The organism is Mycolicibacterium sp. Y3 (genome assembly GCF_051188035.1).
GTDB lineage: Bacteria > Actinomycetota > Actinomycetes > Mycobacteriales > Mycobacteriaceae > Mycobacterium > Mycobacterium fluoranthenivorans.
In genome coordinates this window covers 2,910,394-2,926,674 of sequence record NZ_JAVQLT010000001.1, presented here as the reverse complement: position 1 = coordinate 2,926,674, position 16,281 = coordinate 2,910,394, and the positions used below count along the sequence as shown (strand labels likewise).

Sequence of the window (16,281 nt, the reverse complement as noted above, 5' to 3'; positions counted from 1 at the left end):
GCCGGTCAGCCCGCCTTGGCGGCGGGTTGCGGGCACTTGCCCTCTTTGACGTCGGCGGCGTACAGGTCGACGTATTCCTGGCCGGACAGCCGCATGAGCTCGTACATCACCTCGTCGATGACCGCGCGTTCGATGAACCGGTTACCGGCCAGCCCCTCGAAACGGCTGAAATCCATCGGCTTGCCGAACCGGACCTCGACGCGGCCGAAGTGCCACATCTTGCTGCCGGGCGGGTTGACGGAATCGGTGCCGATCATCGCGACCGGAATCACCGGGATCCCGCTTTCCAGCGCCACCCGCGCCAGCCCGGTCTTGCCCTTGTAGAGCCGGCCGTCCGGTGACCGGGTGCCTTCGGGATACATCCCGAGCAGCTTGCCCTCGGCGAGGATGCGCTGGGCGGTGGTCAGGGCGGCGGCGGCGGAATCGGCGTCGGTGCGGTCGATCGGCACCTGCCCCGTCGACGAGTAGAAGAACTTGGTCAGCTTGCCCTTGAGGCCGGTGCCGGTGAAGTACTCGGACTTGGCCAGGAAGGTGATGCGGCGCCGGAGCACCAGCGGCAGGTAGAAACTGTCCGCGACGGCGAGGTGGTTGCTGGCCAGGATGACCGCTCCGGAGTCCGGAACATATTCCAGCCCCTGCACTTTCGGCCTGCCCAGCAGGCGCAGCAGGGGGCCCATCAGGATGTGCTTGTAGAACCAGAAAAACATGGACCCTCCTGCGCCGACGCCCCGACGAGCGTTCCGCGACAACTTTACCCACGCAATGTTGCGACGACCACACAGCAGCCTGAGAGTTCGTCGGCCCGCGTCACTCCTGGAAGCTCACCGGGATGTGCTCGTAGCGACCCGACGGGGCCGGGTCCGGGTCTGGGTCACCGCCGTGCCGCGGCGGGCCCGACGGGTCGTCCGGTGGCGGCGGGGTGGGTTCGGCACCGGGCTCGGCGACCATGGCCCACACGATGGTGAGCAGGGCGACGCTGTGCTCGGCGATGACCGACAGCAATGGATGTTGTTCGCCGGCCACCAGCGCGGCCAGCGCACAGACCGGACACCACACCTGCTGGCACTGTCCCTGGCCGGCACCGGCGGCCGCGGCGCGCGCAGCCGCCACCCGCACCGCCGGGTCCAGGCGGTCCAGGATGGCCTGCGCCAGCTGCCGCAGTTCGGGAGGGAGATCGTGGTGCACCCCAGTCACGCCGGCCACACCTTTCGATCGGGGCGGAATCGCACCGTGAGTTCGGTGCCGCGCAGCTGCGCATCGATGACGAGGCAACGCCGCAGGACCGATGCCAACCGCACCCGGCGGCGCATACCGCCTGAACCGATGATCAGATCGTCATCGACTCGGCCGAGCGTCAACGAGCCCAGATCCACTTGCGGCAACTCTAGCCGCATCCGGTACACCGCTTCGAGCCCCGTTCCGGATTCCCGGTCCACCACCGGCCGCAACGGGCCCGGCGGTGGCGCACCGTCGCGCCGCCGGGCACCGTCGAGCAGTTCACCGAGCGCTTTGGGCCCGATCGGTTCACCGGCCAGATGCGGCACCAGCACCAGCTGCACGTCGCCGATGGCGGCATCCAGCTCGTCCAGGACGGTGCGCTGCTCGGCGATCCGCTCGGTGTACCAGTCGAACGCGGGATGTTCGGGCAGGTTCCGGTACTCGAATGAATCGTCCTGCACCAAAATCTGATTGACCAGCAGTTCGGCCACCCGCACGCCCATCAGGGCCAGCGACCCGATGGTGCGGATCGCCTCGGCGGCCACCACCCGCTCCGGGGTGAGCACCAGGTGGGCACTCACCCGCTCGACGTCCGAGAGCAGCGCCGACAGCGACTCGGTGCCCGCGGCGACCCGCTCGACCAGCATGACCACACCCGCCGATACCGGGTCGGTGCTCGACGGGGACAGGCGCCGGTGCCGAGGCCACATCCGCTCCAGATACAGGCCGAACGTCGCGGGCAGGGTGAGCATCCGCAGTGCGTCGGCGGTGGAGGCACAGTCCACGATCACGTGATCCCAGCGACCTGAGTCCGCCAGCTCCCCCACTTCGTACAGGCCGAGCACTTCCTGGACTCCGGGCAGCGCCGAAAGTTCTTCGGGGGCAACATTTCCCAGATCGGATTCGGGAAAGCGGTCGGCGAGCAGGCCGGCGATGTCACGCCAGCGGTTCTCCAGCAGGGCCAGCGTGTCCAGGGCCAGCGCATCGAGGTGACCTCCGGAGGAATCGGCGACCCCGGCGTCCAGGTCGGCCAGCACCCGGGTGGGCGCACGTTCGCCGGTGGGGATCACCGCTACGCCGAGCACGTCACCGGTGGAGTGCGCCTGGTCGGTCGACACGATCAGCACCCGCTGCCCGCTGCGCGCATCACGAACGGCGGTGGCGGTGGCCAACGTGGACTTGCCTACCCCACCCTTGCCGACGAACAGGCTGATCCGGGCGGGCACGGGTGCTTGCTCACCACTCAGCTCACACCCACCTCGACTCGCTTCTTGAGGTCCTTGAGCGCGGTGTCGGTGAGTCGGCGCTCGGCCTTGCGCTTGAGCAGGCCGATCATCGGGATCAACAGGTCGACGGACAGCTCATAGGTGACATCTGTCCCAGAGCCCTTGGGCGACAACTTGTATGCCCCCTCCAGACCACGCAGCAGCGAACTGGACACCAGGGTCCAGGTCACCGATTTGCGGTCGGCGGGCCACTGGTAGGCGAACACCATGGTGTCCTTGAGCACCGCCGCGTCGAGCACCAGGCGGGCCGTCTTGGGATTACCCGCGCCGTCGGCGTCGAGCACTTCCGCTTCCTTGTACTCGGCCACCCATTCCGGGTACGAGCCGATATCGGCGATCACGTCCATCACCGTCGAGGGATCGGCATCGATGTAGATCGTCTGAGCCGTCTTCTCTGCCACGCACAGAAATGTACCCGCACCGCCGAACGGGCTGCTCGCTATCGGGCCAGCCGTGACACCCCGACCGGCCGGTGCTGCTCCAGCCGGGTCTTGACCTCGAAGGCCATGTTCTTGCCGGCGACCCGGCGCACGTGGTTGAGCTTGGCCAGATCCATCCGGGCCACCTCGTGGGCGGAGGCGCCGGCCGGCTCGGCATGCAGGAAATAGTGCAGGATGACGCCGTCCATCAAGGTTTCCAGCCAGACCTCCATGGTGCCGGTCAGTGCACCCGTGACGGTCCAGCGCACCCCGACCGGGCCGCGGTCCTCGACGACGGTCAGGTGCAGATCCGGCCACCAGCGGCGCCAGCTCGCCGGGTCGTTCACCGCCCGCCCGACATCGTCGGGATCGGCGCATACGAAGGTCTCGTCAGAGATCTGCACGCTGCTCATGGCTGTCCAGCATCACACATGCGATACCGGCGGTCCGAGGCGGGCGACTAGGCTGTCGCGCGGAAGTTCCGCCACGGACCTAGAGGGGCCAAGATCGTGCGTGAGTACAGCGTTCCGGCAACGTTTCAGATCGGCGCCAGCGACACCGTCGTCGACGCCGTCTACGCGCACGAACGGGATGACCCGAACCATGTCATCCTGCAGCGCCAGACCGGCGGTGGCTGGACCGATGTCACCTGCGCCCAGGCTGCCGCCCAGATCCGTTCTGCCGCTTTGGGTTTGATCGCCGAAGGCGTACAGGCCGGGGACCGGGTGGCGATCCTGTCCGCCACCCGCTACGAGTGGCCGATCCTCGACTTCGCCATCTTGAGCATCGGAGCGGTCACCGTACCCATCTACGAGACGTCGGCGGCCGAGCAGGTCCGCCACGTGCTGGACAACTCCTCGGCGGTGCTGGTGTTCGCCGAGTCCGACGCGCACGCCGCCACCGTCGAACAGATCAGGGACACCCTGCCCCAGCTGCGCAAGGTGCTGCGCGTCGCGGCGCTGGACGCCCTGGCCGAGACGGGTGCCGGCGTCGACGCCGCCGAACTGGACGCCCGCCGCGCGGCCATCAAATCCTCGGACCCGGCCACCCTGATCTACACCTCGGGCACCACCGGCCTGCCCAAGGGGTGCCAGCTGACCCACGCCAACCTGCTCTCGGAGATCCACGGCGCCAAGGCCTGCTTCCCCGATCTGCTGGCCAAGGGCGAGCGGATGCTGGTATTCCTGCCGCTGGCGCACGTGCTGGCGCGGGCCATCACCGTCGCGGCCTTCACCAACAAGGTCACCCTCGGCTTCACCAGCGATATCAAGAACCTGGTGCCGACGTTCGGGGTGTTCAAGCCGACCCTGGTGGTCTCGGTGCCGCGGGTGTTCGAGAAGGTCTACAACACCGCCGAGCAGAACGCCCGCGACGGCGGGAAGGGCTGGATCTTCGGCCCTGCCGCCGACACCGCGATCGAGTACAGCAAAGCCCTGGATACGGGTGGGCCCGGACTTCTGCTCAAGGCCAAGCACGCGGTGTTCGACGCGCTGGTCTACGGCAAGCTGCGCGACGCGCTGGGCGGCGACTGCCGGGCCGCCATCTCCGGCGGCGCACCGCTGGGCGCGCGGCTCGGGCACTTCTACCGCGGTGTCGGGCTGACCATCTACGAGGGCTACGGCCTGACCGAGACGAGCGCGGCGATCACCGTCAACCAGGTCGGCGCACTCAAGGTCGGTTCCGTCGGAAAGTTGTTGCCGGGCAACAGCATGCGACTCGGCAGCGATGACGAACTGCTGGTCTCCGGCGGTGTGGTGTTCGGTGGCTACTGGCAGAACGAGGAGGCCACCAAAGACGCCTTCACCGATGGCTGGTTCCACACCGGCGACCTCGGCGCGATCGACGACGACGGGTTCCTGACCATCGTCGGCCGCAAGAAGGAGATCATCGTCACCGCCGGCGGTAAGAACGTCGCGCCCGCGGCGCTGGAGGACCGGTTGCGGGCCCACCCGCTGATCAGTCAGGCCATGTGCGTCGGCGACCAGCAGCCGTTCATCGCCGCACTGATCACCATCGACCCGGAGGCGTTCCCCGGTTGGAAGCAGCGCAACGGCAAGGATGCCGCCGCGACGGTCGGTGACCTGGCCGACGATCCGGACCTGCTGGCCGAGATCCAGTCGGCGGTCGACGAGGCCGATCAGACGGTGTCCAAGGCCGAGGCGATCCGCAAGTTCCGGATCCTGCCGGTCGATTTCACGGAGGACACCGGCGAGCTCACCCCGACGCTCAAGGTGAAGCGCAAGGTGGTCGCGGAGAAGTTCGCCGCCGATATCGAGGCGCTGTACTCCTAAGCCGGTTCGGCGCCACTGAGCAGCCGTTGCAGGCGCGCCCCCTGGGCGCTCCACTGCCAGTGCTGCACGGCCCACTGCCGACCCGCGGCGCCCATCGCCGCGGCGGCATCCGGGTCGGCCAGCACACCGCTGACCGCGGCCGCGATGGCGGCCACGTCGGTGCCGTCGACGACCACACCGGTCTCCCCGTCGCGCACCGTCTCCGGCGCACCCCCGGAGCGGCCGGCCACCACGGGCACCCCGCATGCGGAGGCTTCCAGGTAGACGATGCCCAGTCCCTCGACGTCCAGACCGGCGCCGCGGGTGCGGCACGGCATCGCGAACACGTCGGCCATGGCGTGATAGGCGGGCAGTTCCTCGCCGGGGACGCCGCCGGTGAACACCACATCGTCGGCGACCCCGACCGTGCGGGCCAGCGTGTGCAGGGTGTCCCGATAGGGCCCGCCACCGACCACGACCAGAGCGGTGCCCGGTACGGCGTCGCGGATGGCGGGCAGCGCGCGGATCAACATGTCCTGGCCCTTGCGCGGCACCAGCCGCGACAGGCAGACCACCACCGGCCGCTCCCCCAGCCCGTGCCGGGCCCGCAGTTCGGCGCGGGCGACCGAGTCGGGCACGAAGCGGTCCACGTCCACTCCGGGTGACAACCGCTCCAGGCGGGCCTGGGGCCCGAACGCCGAGGCGAACCTGCCCCGGGTGTAGTTGCTGACATAGGTGACGACGTCGGTGTCGTTACCGATGCGCCGCAAGGCATTCCGCGCCACCGGCAGCATCGACCAGCCCACCTCGTGGCCGTGTGTGCTGGCGATCACCCGATCGGCTCCCGCCGTGCGCGCCAGCGGGGCCAGCAGCGCCAGCGGGGCGGCCGCGCCGAACCAGACGGTCTGGATACCGCGTTCGGCGATCAGTGCGCGCATCCGGCCGGCCACCCTCGGCTCGGGCAGCATCAGCGTGGTGGGATGGCGCACCACGTCGTAGCCGAGCTGCCCGGCGGCACTGTCGTACTCGGGAGCGCCCTTCCACTGCGGCGCATAGACGGTGAGCTCGTGCCCGCCGGACTGCAGCAACTGGCCGACGAACGCCTCCAGATAGGACTGGATGCCACCACGGCGCGGCGGAAAATCGTTGGTCACCAGCAGAACCCGAGTCATCGTGACCACGCTATCCGCTCATCCAGTCCCGCCAGCCGGCCAGTACCCCGTCCAGCCCGGTGCCCAGGGTGTCGGCCACTGCTACCGCCACGTCCGGGTGCCCGGGCTCGCTGGCCCGCAGGTACAGCGCTTTGAGCGTGGCCGGACCGTAGCGGGCGGCGATATAGCGGCTGAACCACCAGGCCTGGTCGTAGGCGGCCGAGCGCTGCGGCCCCACGGCGTCCAGGTCGGCGTCGGTGGGCAGCCGCGCCGGCGTGGCCGCGGCGCTCGGCCCGGGTACCGGAGTCGCCGGCCGCCCCACATAATCGGCGACCCCCTCGGCGAGCCAGCGCGGGGCGTCGGCGGCGGTGTGTGCCCGTGCCGCATAGTGAAAAAGCTCGTGCCGCAGCACGATCCGCAGGGAGTCCGGACTCATCGCGGCGGCCCCGGGCGCGAACACGATTCCGTCTGCGGTGGTCGCGGCCGCGATATCGGGACCGTCGAAGCCCAGCACCCGGAACTGCTCATCGGTCTCGGTCGCGATCACGACGATATCCCGCGGCCAGTCCGGTCCCCAGAATGCGGTGACGGCCGCCGCGGCGGCGTCGAGCTCGCCGGCGACCCGATCCAGCAGCGGCTGGGTGCGGGCGCCGCCGAGGCCGCGCAGGTGTGCGGTGCGGCCATCAGAGAGGGGCAGCGGTTGCGTATCGGCCGCGGCCGGCACTGCCGATGAGGTGGGCGCTGCCGATGACGTGGCCGGTGGGCCACCGGGCTGCTGGCACCCGGCCGACAGGACCCCGACAACCAGGAACAGGAGGGCCGACGCCCGCCGGGTCAGGTCAGTAACGGCGGACGTTGTAGATCGGCGCGTTGTTGACCGGCGCGACGCGGACGGGCACACCGAAGGTCGATGCGTGCACCATCATGCCGTCGCCGATGTAGATGCCGACGTGGGAGGCATCCGAGTAGTAGGAGATGACGTCACCGGGCTGCATCTGGTCGGTCGAGACCGGCTGGCCACCGGCGGCCTGCGCGTAGCTGGAGTGCGGCAGCGAGACACCGGCCTGCTGGAAGGCCCACTTGACCAGTCCGGAGCAGTCGAAGGCGCCGGGCCCCTCGGCACCCCAGGAGTAGGGCGACCCGATCCGGGTCAGCGCGGCCTGCACGGCGGCCATGCCCTCGTTGGTACCGCTGACACCGGGCACCACCGCACCGTCCGGCGGCGGCGCCATATCGCCGGGCGGGATGCCCTCCGGGGGCGCGGCGAGGATGGCGGGATCCTGTCCCGGCAACGCTGCGGGCGGCGGTACGTCGGCCGGCGCCGGCGCGGCGGGTGCGGGCGGAATGGCGGCCAGCGCCTCGCGCTGCGCCGGGGTGAGCACCTGGTACTGGGACTTGACGACGGCGATCTGGACCTGCAATTTGCTTTGCTTGGATTGCAGATCGGCGCGTACCGCGGCGGCCTGCTCGGCGGCCGTCTTGGCATCGGCGGCCGACTGGGCCGAGGCCGTTTCGGCCTGCGCGGCCCGCAGGCTGGTGGTCCGGAAGTTCTGCATCTGCGCCGACATCTCGGTGGCCATCACCCGCTGCACCGCGAGCTGGTCGATCAGCCCCTGCGGCGAGGCGGCGGTGAGCATGGCGTCCAGGCCGTCCGTCCGGCCGCCCATGTACTGGGCGGCAGCGATCCTGTTGACCGAGGTCTGGAACGTTGCCAGCGCAGTCTTGGCGGTATCGGCGGCGGCGAGGTCGGATGCGTGCTTGGCCTCGGCCGCATGCTGCGCTGCCAGCTTGTTGTCCAGATCCAGCTGTGCCGCGTGCATGGCCTCGGTGGTTGATTCGGCCTGCCGAGAAAGTTCGTTGAGCTTTGCCAGCGCATCGTCGGCCGGATCGGCGTGCACACCTCCGGCAAGGAGGCTACCGAGGACGGTCAGACTCGCTAACGCACCGACTAGGGCTCTCTTGACGCCACGCTTAGGTCGGTGTGTGCGATCAGGCCTCAAGGTTTTGCGTCCTTAAACTGCTTACGATCCGCTCGAACTCAATTAGGTCTCAGACAGGTTACGAAACGGCATCGAGCTTGTCCAACAGGAGACGCAAATTTAACAGCCCACCGGGATGAATTTTTGCCTCCGCAGAGTGTGCGTGTCATCACGCCACACCTGTTCTACCACCTCTGTCCTGCGACCGTCGGATCGGCACCAGCCTCAGCCGCGGCGCCAGACCGGCCTCGGCCAGCACTTCCAGCGCCCGACGCTCGTCGTCCAGCAAAGTTTCAGGAACACCCAGCAGCACGCTGACCACACAGTCCTGACATCCGGGACCACGCACCGCGCAGTCATCGCAGTCGATCACCACCGTGCCGGTGTCCAGGTCCGGACCGGGACTCGGATCCGGCCGGCGGTTCCCGGTCTCCCCGGTTGGCTGCTCTACAGGCTTCACGGCACGCCCTCTCATATCTTTTCGGTCAGCGATGACTTTTTCGCTCTGTGCCGCACCGTAACGAGGGGCACCGACAGGTCCCCGTCGGCGAGCCGACAATCGGGTACCGCTGTCGGATCCACCGATTACCGTCTCCCCTGTGTCGCAGCTGAGCTTCGCCGATGTCGAGCCGCTCGCCGATATCGCACTGGCCGACACCACCTTCGTCGTGGTCGATCTGGAGACCACCGGCGGACGGGCCGCCGGTGACGGCCATGACGCCATCACCGAGATCGGCGCGGTCAAGGTGCGCGGCGGTGTGGTGCTCGGTGAACTGGCCACGCTCGTCGACCCGGGCCGGGCCATCCCACCGCAGATCGTTGCGCTGACCGGCATCACCTCGGCGATGGTGCACGACGCCCCGCGGATCGACAGCGTGCTGCCCGCCTTCCTGGAGTTCGCCCGCGGCGCGGTGCTGGTGGCCCACAATGCCGGGTTCGACATCGGGTTCCTGCGGGCCGCGGCCGAGCGCCTGGGGCTCACCTGGCCGCGCCCGCCGGTGCTGTGCACCGTGCGGCTGGCACGCCGGGTGCTCACCCGCGACGAGGCGCCCAGCGTCAAGCTCTCGGCGCTGGCCCGGCTGTTCGGCGCCGCCACCACTCCCACCCACCGCGCGCTCGACGACGCCCGCGCCACCGTCGACGTGTTGCACGGTCTCATCGAGCGGGTCGGCAACCAAGGTGTGCGCACCTACCCGGAACTGCGCGCGTACCTGCCCGACAAGGCCGCACCCCAGCGCCGCAAGCGCCATCTGGCCACCGGCATCCCCGGCAAGCCCGGGGTCTATCTGTTCCGCGGCCCGGGCGACGAAGTGCTCTACATCGGCACCGCGGTGGACCTGCACCGCCGGGTCAGCCAGTACTTCACCGGGGCCGACCCCCGCACCCGCATGAAAGAGATGGTGGCCCTGGCCACCCGCGTCGACCACGTCGAGTGCGCGCATGAACTGGAGGCCGGGGTGCGTGAGCTGCGGCTGCTGGCCGCGCACGCACCGCCGTACAACCGGCGCTCCAAGTTCCCCCGCCGGTGGTGGTGGATCGTGCTCACCGACGAGGCGTTTCCGCGTTTCTCGGTCGTCCGGGCACCGCGCAGCGCCCGCGCGCTAGGCCCGTTCACCGCGCGTGGCGACGCCGCCGCGACCGCGGAGATCCTGGCCCGCGGGACGGGTGTGCGCACCTGTACGGCGCGGCTGTCCCGAACCGCCGAACACACCTGCGCCGACCACGAACTGGCCCCGTGCCCCGCCCCGCGCGGCGCCGATGCCGCCGGCTACGCCCCGGCGCCCCGGGCGGCCGCCGCGCTCATCGAGGGCACCGACAGTTCGGCGTTCGGCACCCTGCTGGCCCAGATCGAAGCGCTGGCCGGCCTGCACCGGTACGAGAGTGCCGCCCGGCTGCGCGACCACACGGCCGACGCGGTGGACGTGGTGTGCCGCGGCCAGCGGCTGCAGGCGTTGTCCGCCGTCGACGAACTGGTCGCCGCCCGGCCCGACGGCCGCGGCGGCTGGGAGCTGGCGGTCATCCGGCACGGACAGCTGGCGTCGGCCGGATGTGCGCGCCGCGGCGTGCCCCCGATGCCCGTGGTGGACGCCATTTGCGCTGCGGCACAGACGATTCTGCCGGAATCGGCACCACTGGGCGGGGCCCTGGTCGAGGAGACCGGACTGATCGCACGGTGGCTGGCCGGTCCCGGCGTGCGCATCGTGCGGGCCGGCGGGCAGGAGCGCAGCGACCCGGGGGATGAAACACGGCCGGGCTATGCCAGCCCCGTCGGGTCCGCCGCCCGCTGGGCCGACTGGGCGGCGGCGGCGCGGTCGGCCCGGCTGGCCGCCGGGGCGAGCGCAGCGAGGGGGGATCGAACACAGCAGGACGGCACCGACCTCGCCGACGACCGGTTCGGAATCGACCCGCCGGCCCGAAAGACCGCTGCCGTCAAGCTTTCTGGGTGAACCGCGCCCACTTGGCCAGCAGCTGCTCGGCCGCACCGGAATCGATCGCCTCGGCGGCACGACGCAGACCGGCCTCCCAGGCCGGGACCCACTTGGCGTCGCCGGACAGTCCGGCGTGCGCCACCATCGCGCCGGCCGCATTCAGCACGACCGCGTCCCGCACCGGCCCCGTCGCCCCGCCCAGTACCGAGCGCACCGACGCGGCATTGGCCTCCGCGTCCCCGCCGATGAGCTCGCTGAGATCGGCCCGCTGGAAGCCGAACGCGGCCGGGTCCAGCGTCAGCCGCTCCACGGTGCCCGCCTGCACCCGCCAGATGGTGCTGGTCGTGGTGGTGGTCAACTCGTCGAGACCGTCGTCGCCGTGCACCACCAGCACGCTGGATCCCCGCGCGGCGAACACCCCGGCCATCACCTCGGCGAGGTCCCCCCAGGCACAGCCGATCAATCCGGCCCTCGGCGAGGCCGGATTGGTCAGCGGGCCGAGCAGATTGAACACCGTCGGCACCCCGATCTCGCGGCGCACCACCGAGGCGTGCCGGTAGGACGGGTGGAACTGCGGAGCGAAGGCGAAGCCGATACCGACCTCGCTCAGACTGCGCGCCACCTCCTCGGGCCCCAGGTCGATGCGGACGCCGAGGGCTTCGAGGGTGTCGGCACCGCCGGACAACGACGAGGCGGCCCGGTTGCCGTGCTTGATCACCGGCACACCGGCCGCGGCGACGACGATCGCGGCCATCGTGGACAGGTTCACCGTGTTGGAACCGTCGCCCCCGGTGCCGACGATGTCGACGGCGTCGTTACCGACCGCACCCGACGGCAGCCGCCGGGCGTGTTTGAGCATCGTGTCGGCCAGTTCGCGGACCTCGGCGGAGTTCGGCCGCTTCATCTTCATCGAGACGGCGAACCCGGAGATCTGGGCAGGTGTCGCGGCGCCGGTCATGATCTGGTCCATCGCCCAGCCCGCTTGCCCCCGGAGCAGATCCTGGTGTGTCGTCAGCCGGCCCAGAATTTGAGGCCACGTGGTGGTGTCGAGTTGAGGTTCTGCGGAAGGCACCAGGTGATGCTATCGCCCGGTCGGGCACGCTCCCGCGGCCCGATCACGAGGCCGGTATGACGCGCACCCGACCCGAGCCCGACACGATCGAGACCAATTCGGAACCCGGGTGGAGTTAATCAACTACAAAGCGTCATACTTGCACCTGTGACGAGCGCTGTAGGGACCTCCGGAACCGCGATCACATCTCGCGTACATTCGCTGAACAGGCCAAACATGGTCAGTGTCGGCACCATCGTCTGGCTTTCCAGTGAACTGATGTTCTTCGCTGGTCTGTTCGCGATGTATTTCACTGCGCGGGCCCAAGCACACGGCGTGTGGCCGCCGCCCCCCACAGAACTGAACCTGTGGCTGGCCGTGCCCGTCACCGCCGTGCTGATCGCCTCATCGTTCACCTGCCAGATGGGCGTGTTCGCGGCCGAGCGCGGTGACGTGTTCGGGCTGCGTCGCTGGTACGTGCTCACGTTCCTGATGGGCGCATTCTTCGTCGGCGGCCAGGGCTACGAGTACTTCCACCTCGTCGAGCACGGCACGACCATCCCGGGCAGCGCCTACGGCTCGGTCTTCTACCTGGCGACGGGCTTCCACGGGTTGCACGTCATCGGCGGTCTCGTCGCGTTCATCTTCCTGCTCGCGCGCACCCGGATGAGCAAGTTCACGCCGGCTCAGGCCACCGCCGCGATCGTCGTCTCGTATTACTGGCATTTCGTCGACATCGTGTGGATCGCGTTGTTCGCCGTCATCTACTTCGTCCGATGACCGGCTCGCCGATGAGAAGGGGTTCGATGACCACCAAGTCACGCCGTCGGTTGCACCGGCGCCTGTCAGCGGCAGTGTTGCTGCTGGTCGGCCTCGGTGCCGCGGGCGCCGTCGCGGCCACGCTGACCCCCACCCCGCAGGTGGCGGTCGCCGACGAGTCACAGTCGGCACTGCTGCGCACCGGCAAGCAGCTGTTCGACACGTCCTGTGTCAGCTGCCACGGTGCCAATCTGCAGGGTGTGCCCGACCGCGGCCCGAGCCTGATCGGCGCCGGCGAGGCGGCCGTCTACTTCCAGGTCTCCACCGGCCGCATGCCGGCGATGCGCGGCGAGGCCCAGGCCCCGCGCAAGGACCCGGTGTTCGACGAGCACCAGATCGACGCGCTGGGCGCCTACGTTCAAGCCAACGGCGGCGGCCCCGTCGTACCGCGGGATGCCAACGGGCACATCGCCGACGAGTCTCTGCTGGGCGGTGACGTCGCGCGCGGTGGCGACCTGTTCCGGCTGAACTGCGCGTCCTGCCACAACTTCACCGGCAAGGGCGGTGCGCTGTCCTCCGGTAAGTACGCCCCCGATCTCGGTGAGGCGTCCAAGGTCCCGGCGCAGGTGTTCACCGCGATGCTCACGGGTCCGCAGAACATGCCGAAGTTCTCCGATCGTCAGCTCTCCCCCGAGGAGAAGGTCGACATCGTCAGCTACGTGCGGGAGGCTGCGGCCACCCCCAGCCCCGGCGGCTACGGACTGGGTGGATTCGGTCCGGCGCCTGAAGGCATGGCGATCTGGATCATCGGAATGGTGGCCGCGATCGGTGTCGCGATGTGGATCGGAGCCCGCGCATGAGCGCCAACACCCCTGACATACCGACCGACGCCCAGCTGGCCGAGATGTCGCGTGAGGAGCTCCTCGAGCTCGGCGGCAAGCTCGACGGCGTCGAGATCGTCTACAAGGAGCCGCGCTGGCCCATCGAGGGCACCAAGGCCGAGAAGCGGGCCGCGCGCACCGTCTCGTACTGGCTGCTGTTCGGTGGTTTCGCCGGTCTGGCCCTGCTGCTCGTCTTCTTGTTCTGGCCCTGGGAGTACCAGCCCTACGGGTCCAAGGGCGAGTGGGCCTATTCGCTGGCCACTCCCCTGTACGGCCTGACGTTCGGGTTGTCGATCCTGGCGATCGGTGTCGGCGCGGTGCTCTACCAGAAGAAGTTCATCCCGGAAGAGATCACCATCCAGGACCGCCATGACGGCGCCTCCCCGGAACTGCACCGCAAGACCGTCGCCGCCAACCTGAGCGACGCCCTGGAGACGTCGACCATCAAGCGGCGCAAGCTGGTCGGGCTGTCGTTGGGCATCGGCCTCGGCGCGTTCGGGCTCGGCACCCTGGTCGCCTTCGCCGGCGGTCTGATCAAGAACCCGTGGAAGCCGGTGGTGCAGACTGCCGAAGGCAAGAAGGCCGTGCTGTGGACCTCGGGCTGGACGCCGCGGTTCACCGGCGAGACGATCTTCCTGGCCCGCGCCACGGGCCTGCCCGGCGAGTCGCCGTTCGTGAAGATGCGCCCGGAGGACATCGACGCCGGCGGTATGGAGACGGTGTTCCCGTGGCGCGAATCCGATGGTGACGGCACCACGGTGGAGTCCTCGCACCGTCTCGCCGAGATCGCGATGGGCGTGCGTAACCCGGTGATGCTCATCCGCATCAAACCGAACGACATGCAGCGCGTGGTCAAGCGCCAGGGTCAGGAGAGCTTCAACTTCGGCGAGCTGTTCGCCTACACCAAGGTGTGCTCGCACCTGGGCTGCCCGTCCTCGCTGTACGAGCAGCAGACCTACCGCATCCTGTGCCCGTGCCACCAGTCGCAGTTCGATGCACTGCACTTCGCGCGGCCGATCTTCGGCCCGGCTGCCCGGGCGCTGGCACAGCTGCCGATTACCATCGACAAAGACGGCTATCTGGTCGCCAACGGCGACTTCATCGAACCTGTCGGCCCGGCATTCTGGGAGCGCAAATCATGAGCCCTGACCTTGCCAAGCTCGCCGCCCACCAGGGTGACGCGATTGACTCGCGGTTTCACCCGTCAGCGGCGGTACGCCGGCAGCTGAACAAGGTGTTTCCCACCCACTGGTCCTTCCTGCTGGGTGAGATCGCGCTGTACAGCTTCATCGTCCTGCTGATCACCGGTGTCTACCTGACGTTGTTCTTCGATCCGTCGATGGCCGAGGTCACCTACAACGGCGTCTACCAGCCCCTGCGCGGTGTGCAGATGTCGCGGGCCTACGAGACGGCCCTGGACATCAGCTTCGAGGTGCGCGGCGGCCTGTTCGTGCGCCAGATCCACCACTGGGCGGCACTGCTGTTCGCGGCGTCGATCATGGTCCACCTGGCCCGCATCTTCTTCACCGGTGCGTTCCGCCGCCCGCGCGAGGCCAACTGGGTCATCGGCTCGTTGCTGCTGATCCTGGCCATGTTCGAAGGCTTCTTCGGCTACTCGCTGCCCGACGACCTGCTCTCGGGCACCGGCGTCCGGGCCGCGCTGTCGGGCATCACGATGGGTATCCCGATCATCGGCACCTGGATGCACTGGGCCCTGTTCGGCGGCGATTTCCCCGGCGATATCTTCATCCCACGCATCTACGCGCTGCACATCCTGCTCCTGCCGGGCATCATCCTGGCGCTGATCGCCGCGCACATGATGATCCTGTGGTTCCAGAAGCACACCCAGTTCCCCGGCCCCGGCCGGACCGAGAACAACGTCGTCGGCGTGCGCGTGATGCCGGTCTTCGCGGTGAAGTCCGGTGCGTTCTTCGCCATCATCACTGGCATCCTGGGGCTGATGGGCGGCCTGCTGACGATCAACCCGATCTGGGTTCTCGGCCCGTACAAGCCGTCTCAGGTGTCCGCGGGTAGCCAGCCCGACTTCTACATGATGTGGACAGACGGCCTGATCCGCCTGTTCCCGCCGTGGGAGATCTACATCGGCAACCACACCATCCCCCAGCCGTTCTGGATTGCCATGGGTATGGGTCTGGTGTTCGGGCTGCTGATCGCCTGGCCGTTCCTGGAGAAGAAGTTCACCGGGGATGACGCCCACCACAACCTGCTGCAGCGTCCGCGTGACGCACCGGTCCGCACGGCCATCGGCGCGATGGCGGTGTCGTTCTACATCCTGCTGACATTCGCCTGCATGAACGACATCATCGCGCTGAAGTTCCACATCTCGCTGAACGCGACGACGTGGATCGGCCGCATCGGCATGGTCGTGCTGCCCGCGATCGTCTACTACATCACCTACCGCTGGGCGATCGCCCTGCAGCGCAGCGACCGCGCGGTGCTCGAGCACGGTATCGAGACCGGCATCCTCAAGCGGCTGCCGCACGGTGCCTACATCGAGCTGCACCAGCCGCTCGGCCCGGTCGACGACCACGGACACCCGATTCCGCTGGAGTACCAGGGCGCAGCACTGCCCAAGAAGATGAACAAGCTGGGCTCTGCCGGAGCACCGGGTACCGGCAGCTTCCTGATCCCCGATCCCATCGAGGAGAACGATGCGCTCACCGAGGCGGCCCACGCCGCCGAGCACAGGGCGCTGACCGCCCTGCGGGAGCATCAGGGCACCGGCAGCAACGGATCCAACGGGCACCACTAGAAGTTCGACTAGAAGTTCGACGAAGAAGGGCCCGCACAGCGAAAGCTGTGCGGGCCCTTCTTCTT

At 68.9% G+C, this 16,281-nt stretch carries 16 protein-coding genes; 6 read left to right on the top strand and 10 right to left on the bottom strand.

The annotated features are described in order from the left end of the window. Positions 1 to 5 precede the first annotated feature (5 nt). The 5 genes from QN239_RS14165 to QN239_RS14145 form a co-directional block, all read right to left on the bottom strand. Positions 6 to 707, bottom strand: coding sequence for a lysophospholipid acyltransferase family protein (locus tag QN239_RS14165; protein WP_499011206.1), 702 nt, complete (start codon positions 705 to 707; stop codon positions 6 to 8). A 100-nt stretch (positions 708 to 807) separates the two neighbouring features. Then, positions 808 to 1,194, bottom strand: a complete 387-nt coding sequence (locus QN239_RS14160; protein ID WP_499011204.1) for a hypothetical protein — start codon at positions 1,192 to 1,194, stop codon at positions 808 to 810. Continuing rightward, positions 1,191 to 2,444, bottom strand: a complete 1,254-nt coding sequence (locus QN239_RS14155) for an ArsA family ATPase (protein WP_499011203.1) — start codon at positions 2,442 to 2,444, stop codon at positions 1,191 to 1,193. The genes QN239_RS14160 and QN239_RS14155 overlap by 4 nt, the downstream gene beginning before the upstream one ends. Positions 2,445 to 2,461: 17 nt before the next feature. Further along, positions 2,462 to 2,905, bottom strand: coding sequence for an SRPBCC family protein (locus QN239_RS14150; RefSeq protein ID WP_499011202.1), 444 nt, complete (start codon positions 2,903 to 2,905; stop codon positions 2,462 to 2,464). 38 nt (positions 2,906 to 2,943) lie between these two features. Beyond that, on the bottom strand, positions 2,944 to 3,336 hold the full coding sequence (locus QN239_RS14145) for a polyketide cyclase / dehydrase and lipid transport (protein ID WP_499011200.1): 393 nt from the start codon (positions 3,334 to 3,336) through the stop codon (positions 2,944 to 2,946). 96 nt (positions 3,337 to 3,432) lie between these two features. Here QN239_RS14145 and QN239_RS14140 point away from each other — a divergent pair, with 96 nt between their 5' ends. Next, positions 3,433 to 5,214 carry an AMP-dependent synthetase/ligase gene (locus QN239_RS14140; RefSeq protein ID WP_499011199.1) on the top strand — a complete coding sequence of 594 codons (1,782 nt, stop codon included), beginning with the start codon at positions 3,433 to 3,435 and terminating at the stop codon, positions 5,212 to 5,214. On the opposite strand, the gene QN239_RS14135 is transcribed toward QN239_RS14140, so the two are convergent. The 4 genes from QN239_RS14135 to QN239_RS14120 form a co-directional block, all read right to left on the bottom strand. Then, positions 5,211 to 6,365, bottom strand: coding sequence for a glycosyltransferase family 4 protein (locus QN239_RS14135; protein ID WP_499011197.1), 1,155 nt, complete (start codon positions 6,363 to 6,365; stop codon positions 5,211 to 5,213). The genes QN239_RS14140 and QN239_RS14135 overlap by 4 nt on opposite strands. Positions 6,366 to 6,375: 10 nt before the next feature. Then, positions 6,376 to 7,182: a peptidase gene (locus QN239_RS14130; RefSeq protein ID WP_499016774.1), complete on the bottom strand. Its 807-nt coding sequence runs from the start codon at positions 7,180 to 7,182 to the stop codon at positions 6,376 to 6,378. Between the two features lies 1 nt (position 7,183). Further along, entirely contained in the window at positions 7,184 to 8,344 is a 1,161-nt protein-coding gene (gene ripC / locus QN239_RS14125) for a peptidoglycan hydrolase RipC (protein WP_499011195.1), read from the bottom strand. 148 nt (positions 8,345 to 8,492) lie between these two features. Next, the gene (locus QN239_RS14120) at positions 8,493 to 8,714 is read right to left on the bottom strand and encodes a hypothetical protein (protein WP_499016771.1); all 222 of its coding nucleotides are present in this window, start codon (positions 8,712 to 8,714) and stop codon (positions 8,493 to 8,495) included. Between the two features lie 208 nt (positions 8,715 to 8,922). Here QN239_RS14120 and QN239_RS14115 point away from each other — a divergent pair, with 208 nt between their 5' ends. Then, positions 8,923 to 10,770, top strand: a complete 1,848-nt coding sequence (locus QN239_RS14115; protein ID WP_499011194.1) for a DEDD exonuclease domain-containing protein — start codon at positions 8,923 to 8,925, stop codon at positions 10,768 to 10,770. Here the strand turns inward: QN239_RS14115 and trpD are convergent. Continuing rightward, the gene (trpD, locus tag QN239_RS14110) at positions 10,754 to 11,824 is read right to left on the bottom strand and encodes an anthranilate phosphoribosyltransferase (RefSeq protein ID WP_499011193.1); all 1,071 of its coding nucleotides are present in this window, start codon (positions 11,822 to 11,824) and stop codon (positions 10,754 to 10,756) included. The genes QN239_RS14115 and trpD overlap by 17 nt on opposite strands. A 147-nt stretch (positions 11,825 to 11,971) precedes the next feature. Between trpD and ctaE the strand changes: the two genes are divergently transcribed. Genes ctaE through qcrB form a run of 4 tightly spaced genes read left to right on the top strand, consistent with a single transcriptional unit; the run spans position 11,972 to position 16,216 of the window. Beyond that, positions 11,972 to 12,583, top strand: a complete 612-nt coding sequence (gene ctaE / locus QN239_RS14105; protein WP_499011192.1) for an aa3-type cytochrome oxidase subunit III — start codon at positions 11,972 to 11,974, stop codon at positions 12,581 to 12,583. 26 nt (positions 12,584 to 12,609) lie between these two features. Further along, positions 12,610 to 13,422 carry a cytochrome bc1 complex diheme cytochrome c subunit gene (gene qcrC, locus QN239_RS14100; protein ID WP_499011191.1) on the top strand — a complete coding sequence of 271 codons (813 nt, stop codon included), beginning with the start codon at positions 12,610 to 12,612 and terminating at the stop codon, positions 13,420 to 13,422. Beyond that, complete coding sequence (gene qcrA, locus QN239_RS14095) at positions 13,419 to 14,585, top strand: cytochrome bc1 complex Rieske iron-sulfur subunit (protein ID WP_499011189.1); 1,167 nt, start codon at positions 13,419 to 13,421, stop codon at positions 14,583 to 14,585. Before qcrC ends, qcrA begins: the two co-directional genes overlap by 4 nt. Then, complete coding sequence (gene qcrB, locus QN239_RS14090) at positions 14,582 to 16,216, top strand: cytochrome bc1 complex cytochrome b subunit (RefSeq protein WP_499011188.1); 1,635 nt, start codon at positions 14,582 to 14,584, stop codon at positions 16,214 to 16,216. The genes qcrA and qcrB overlap by 4 nt, the downstream gene beginning before the upstream one ends. Positions 16,217 to 16,281: the final 65 nt, after the last annotated feature.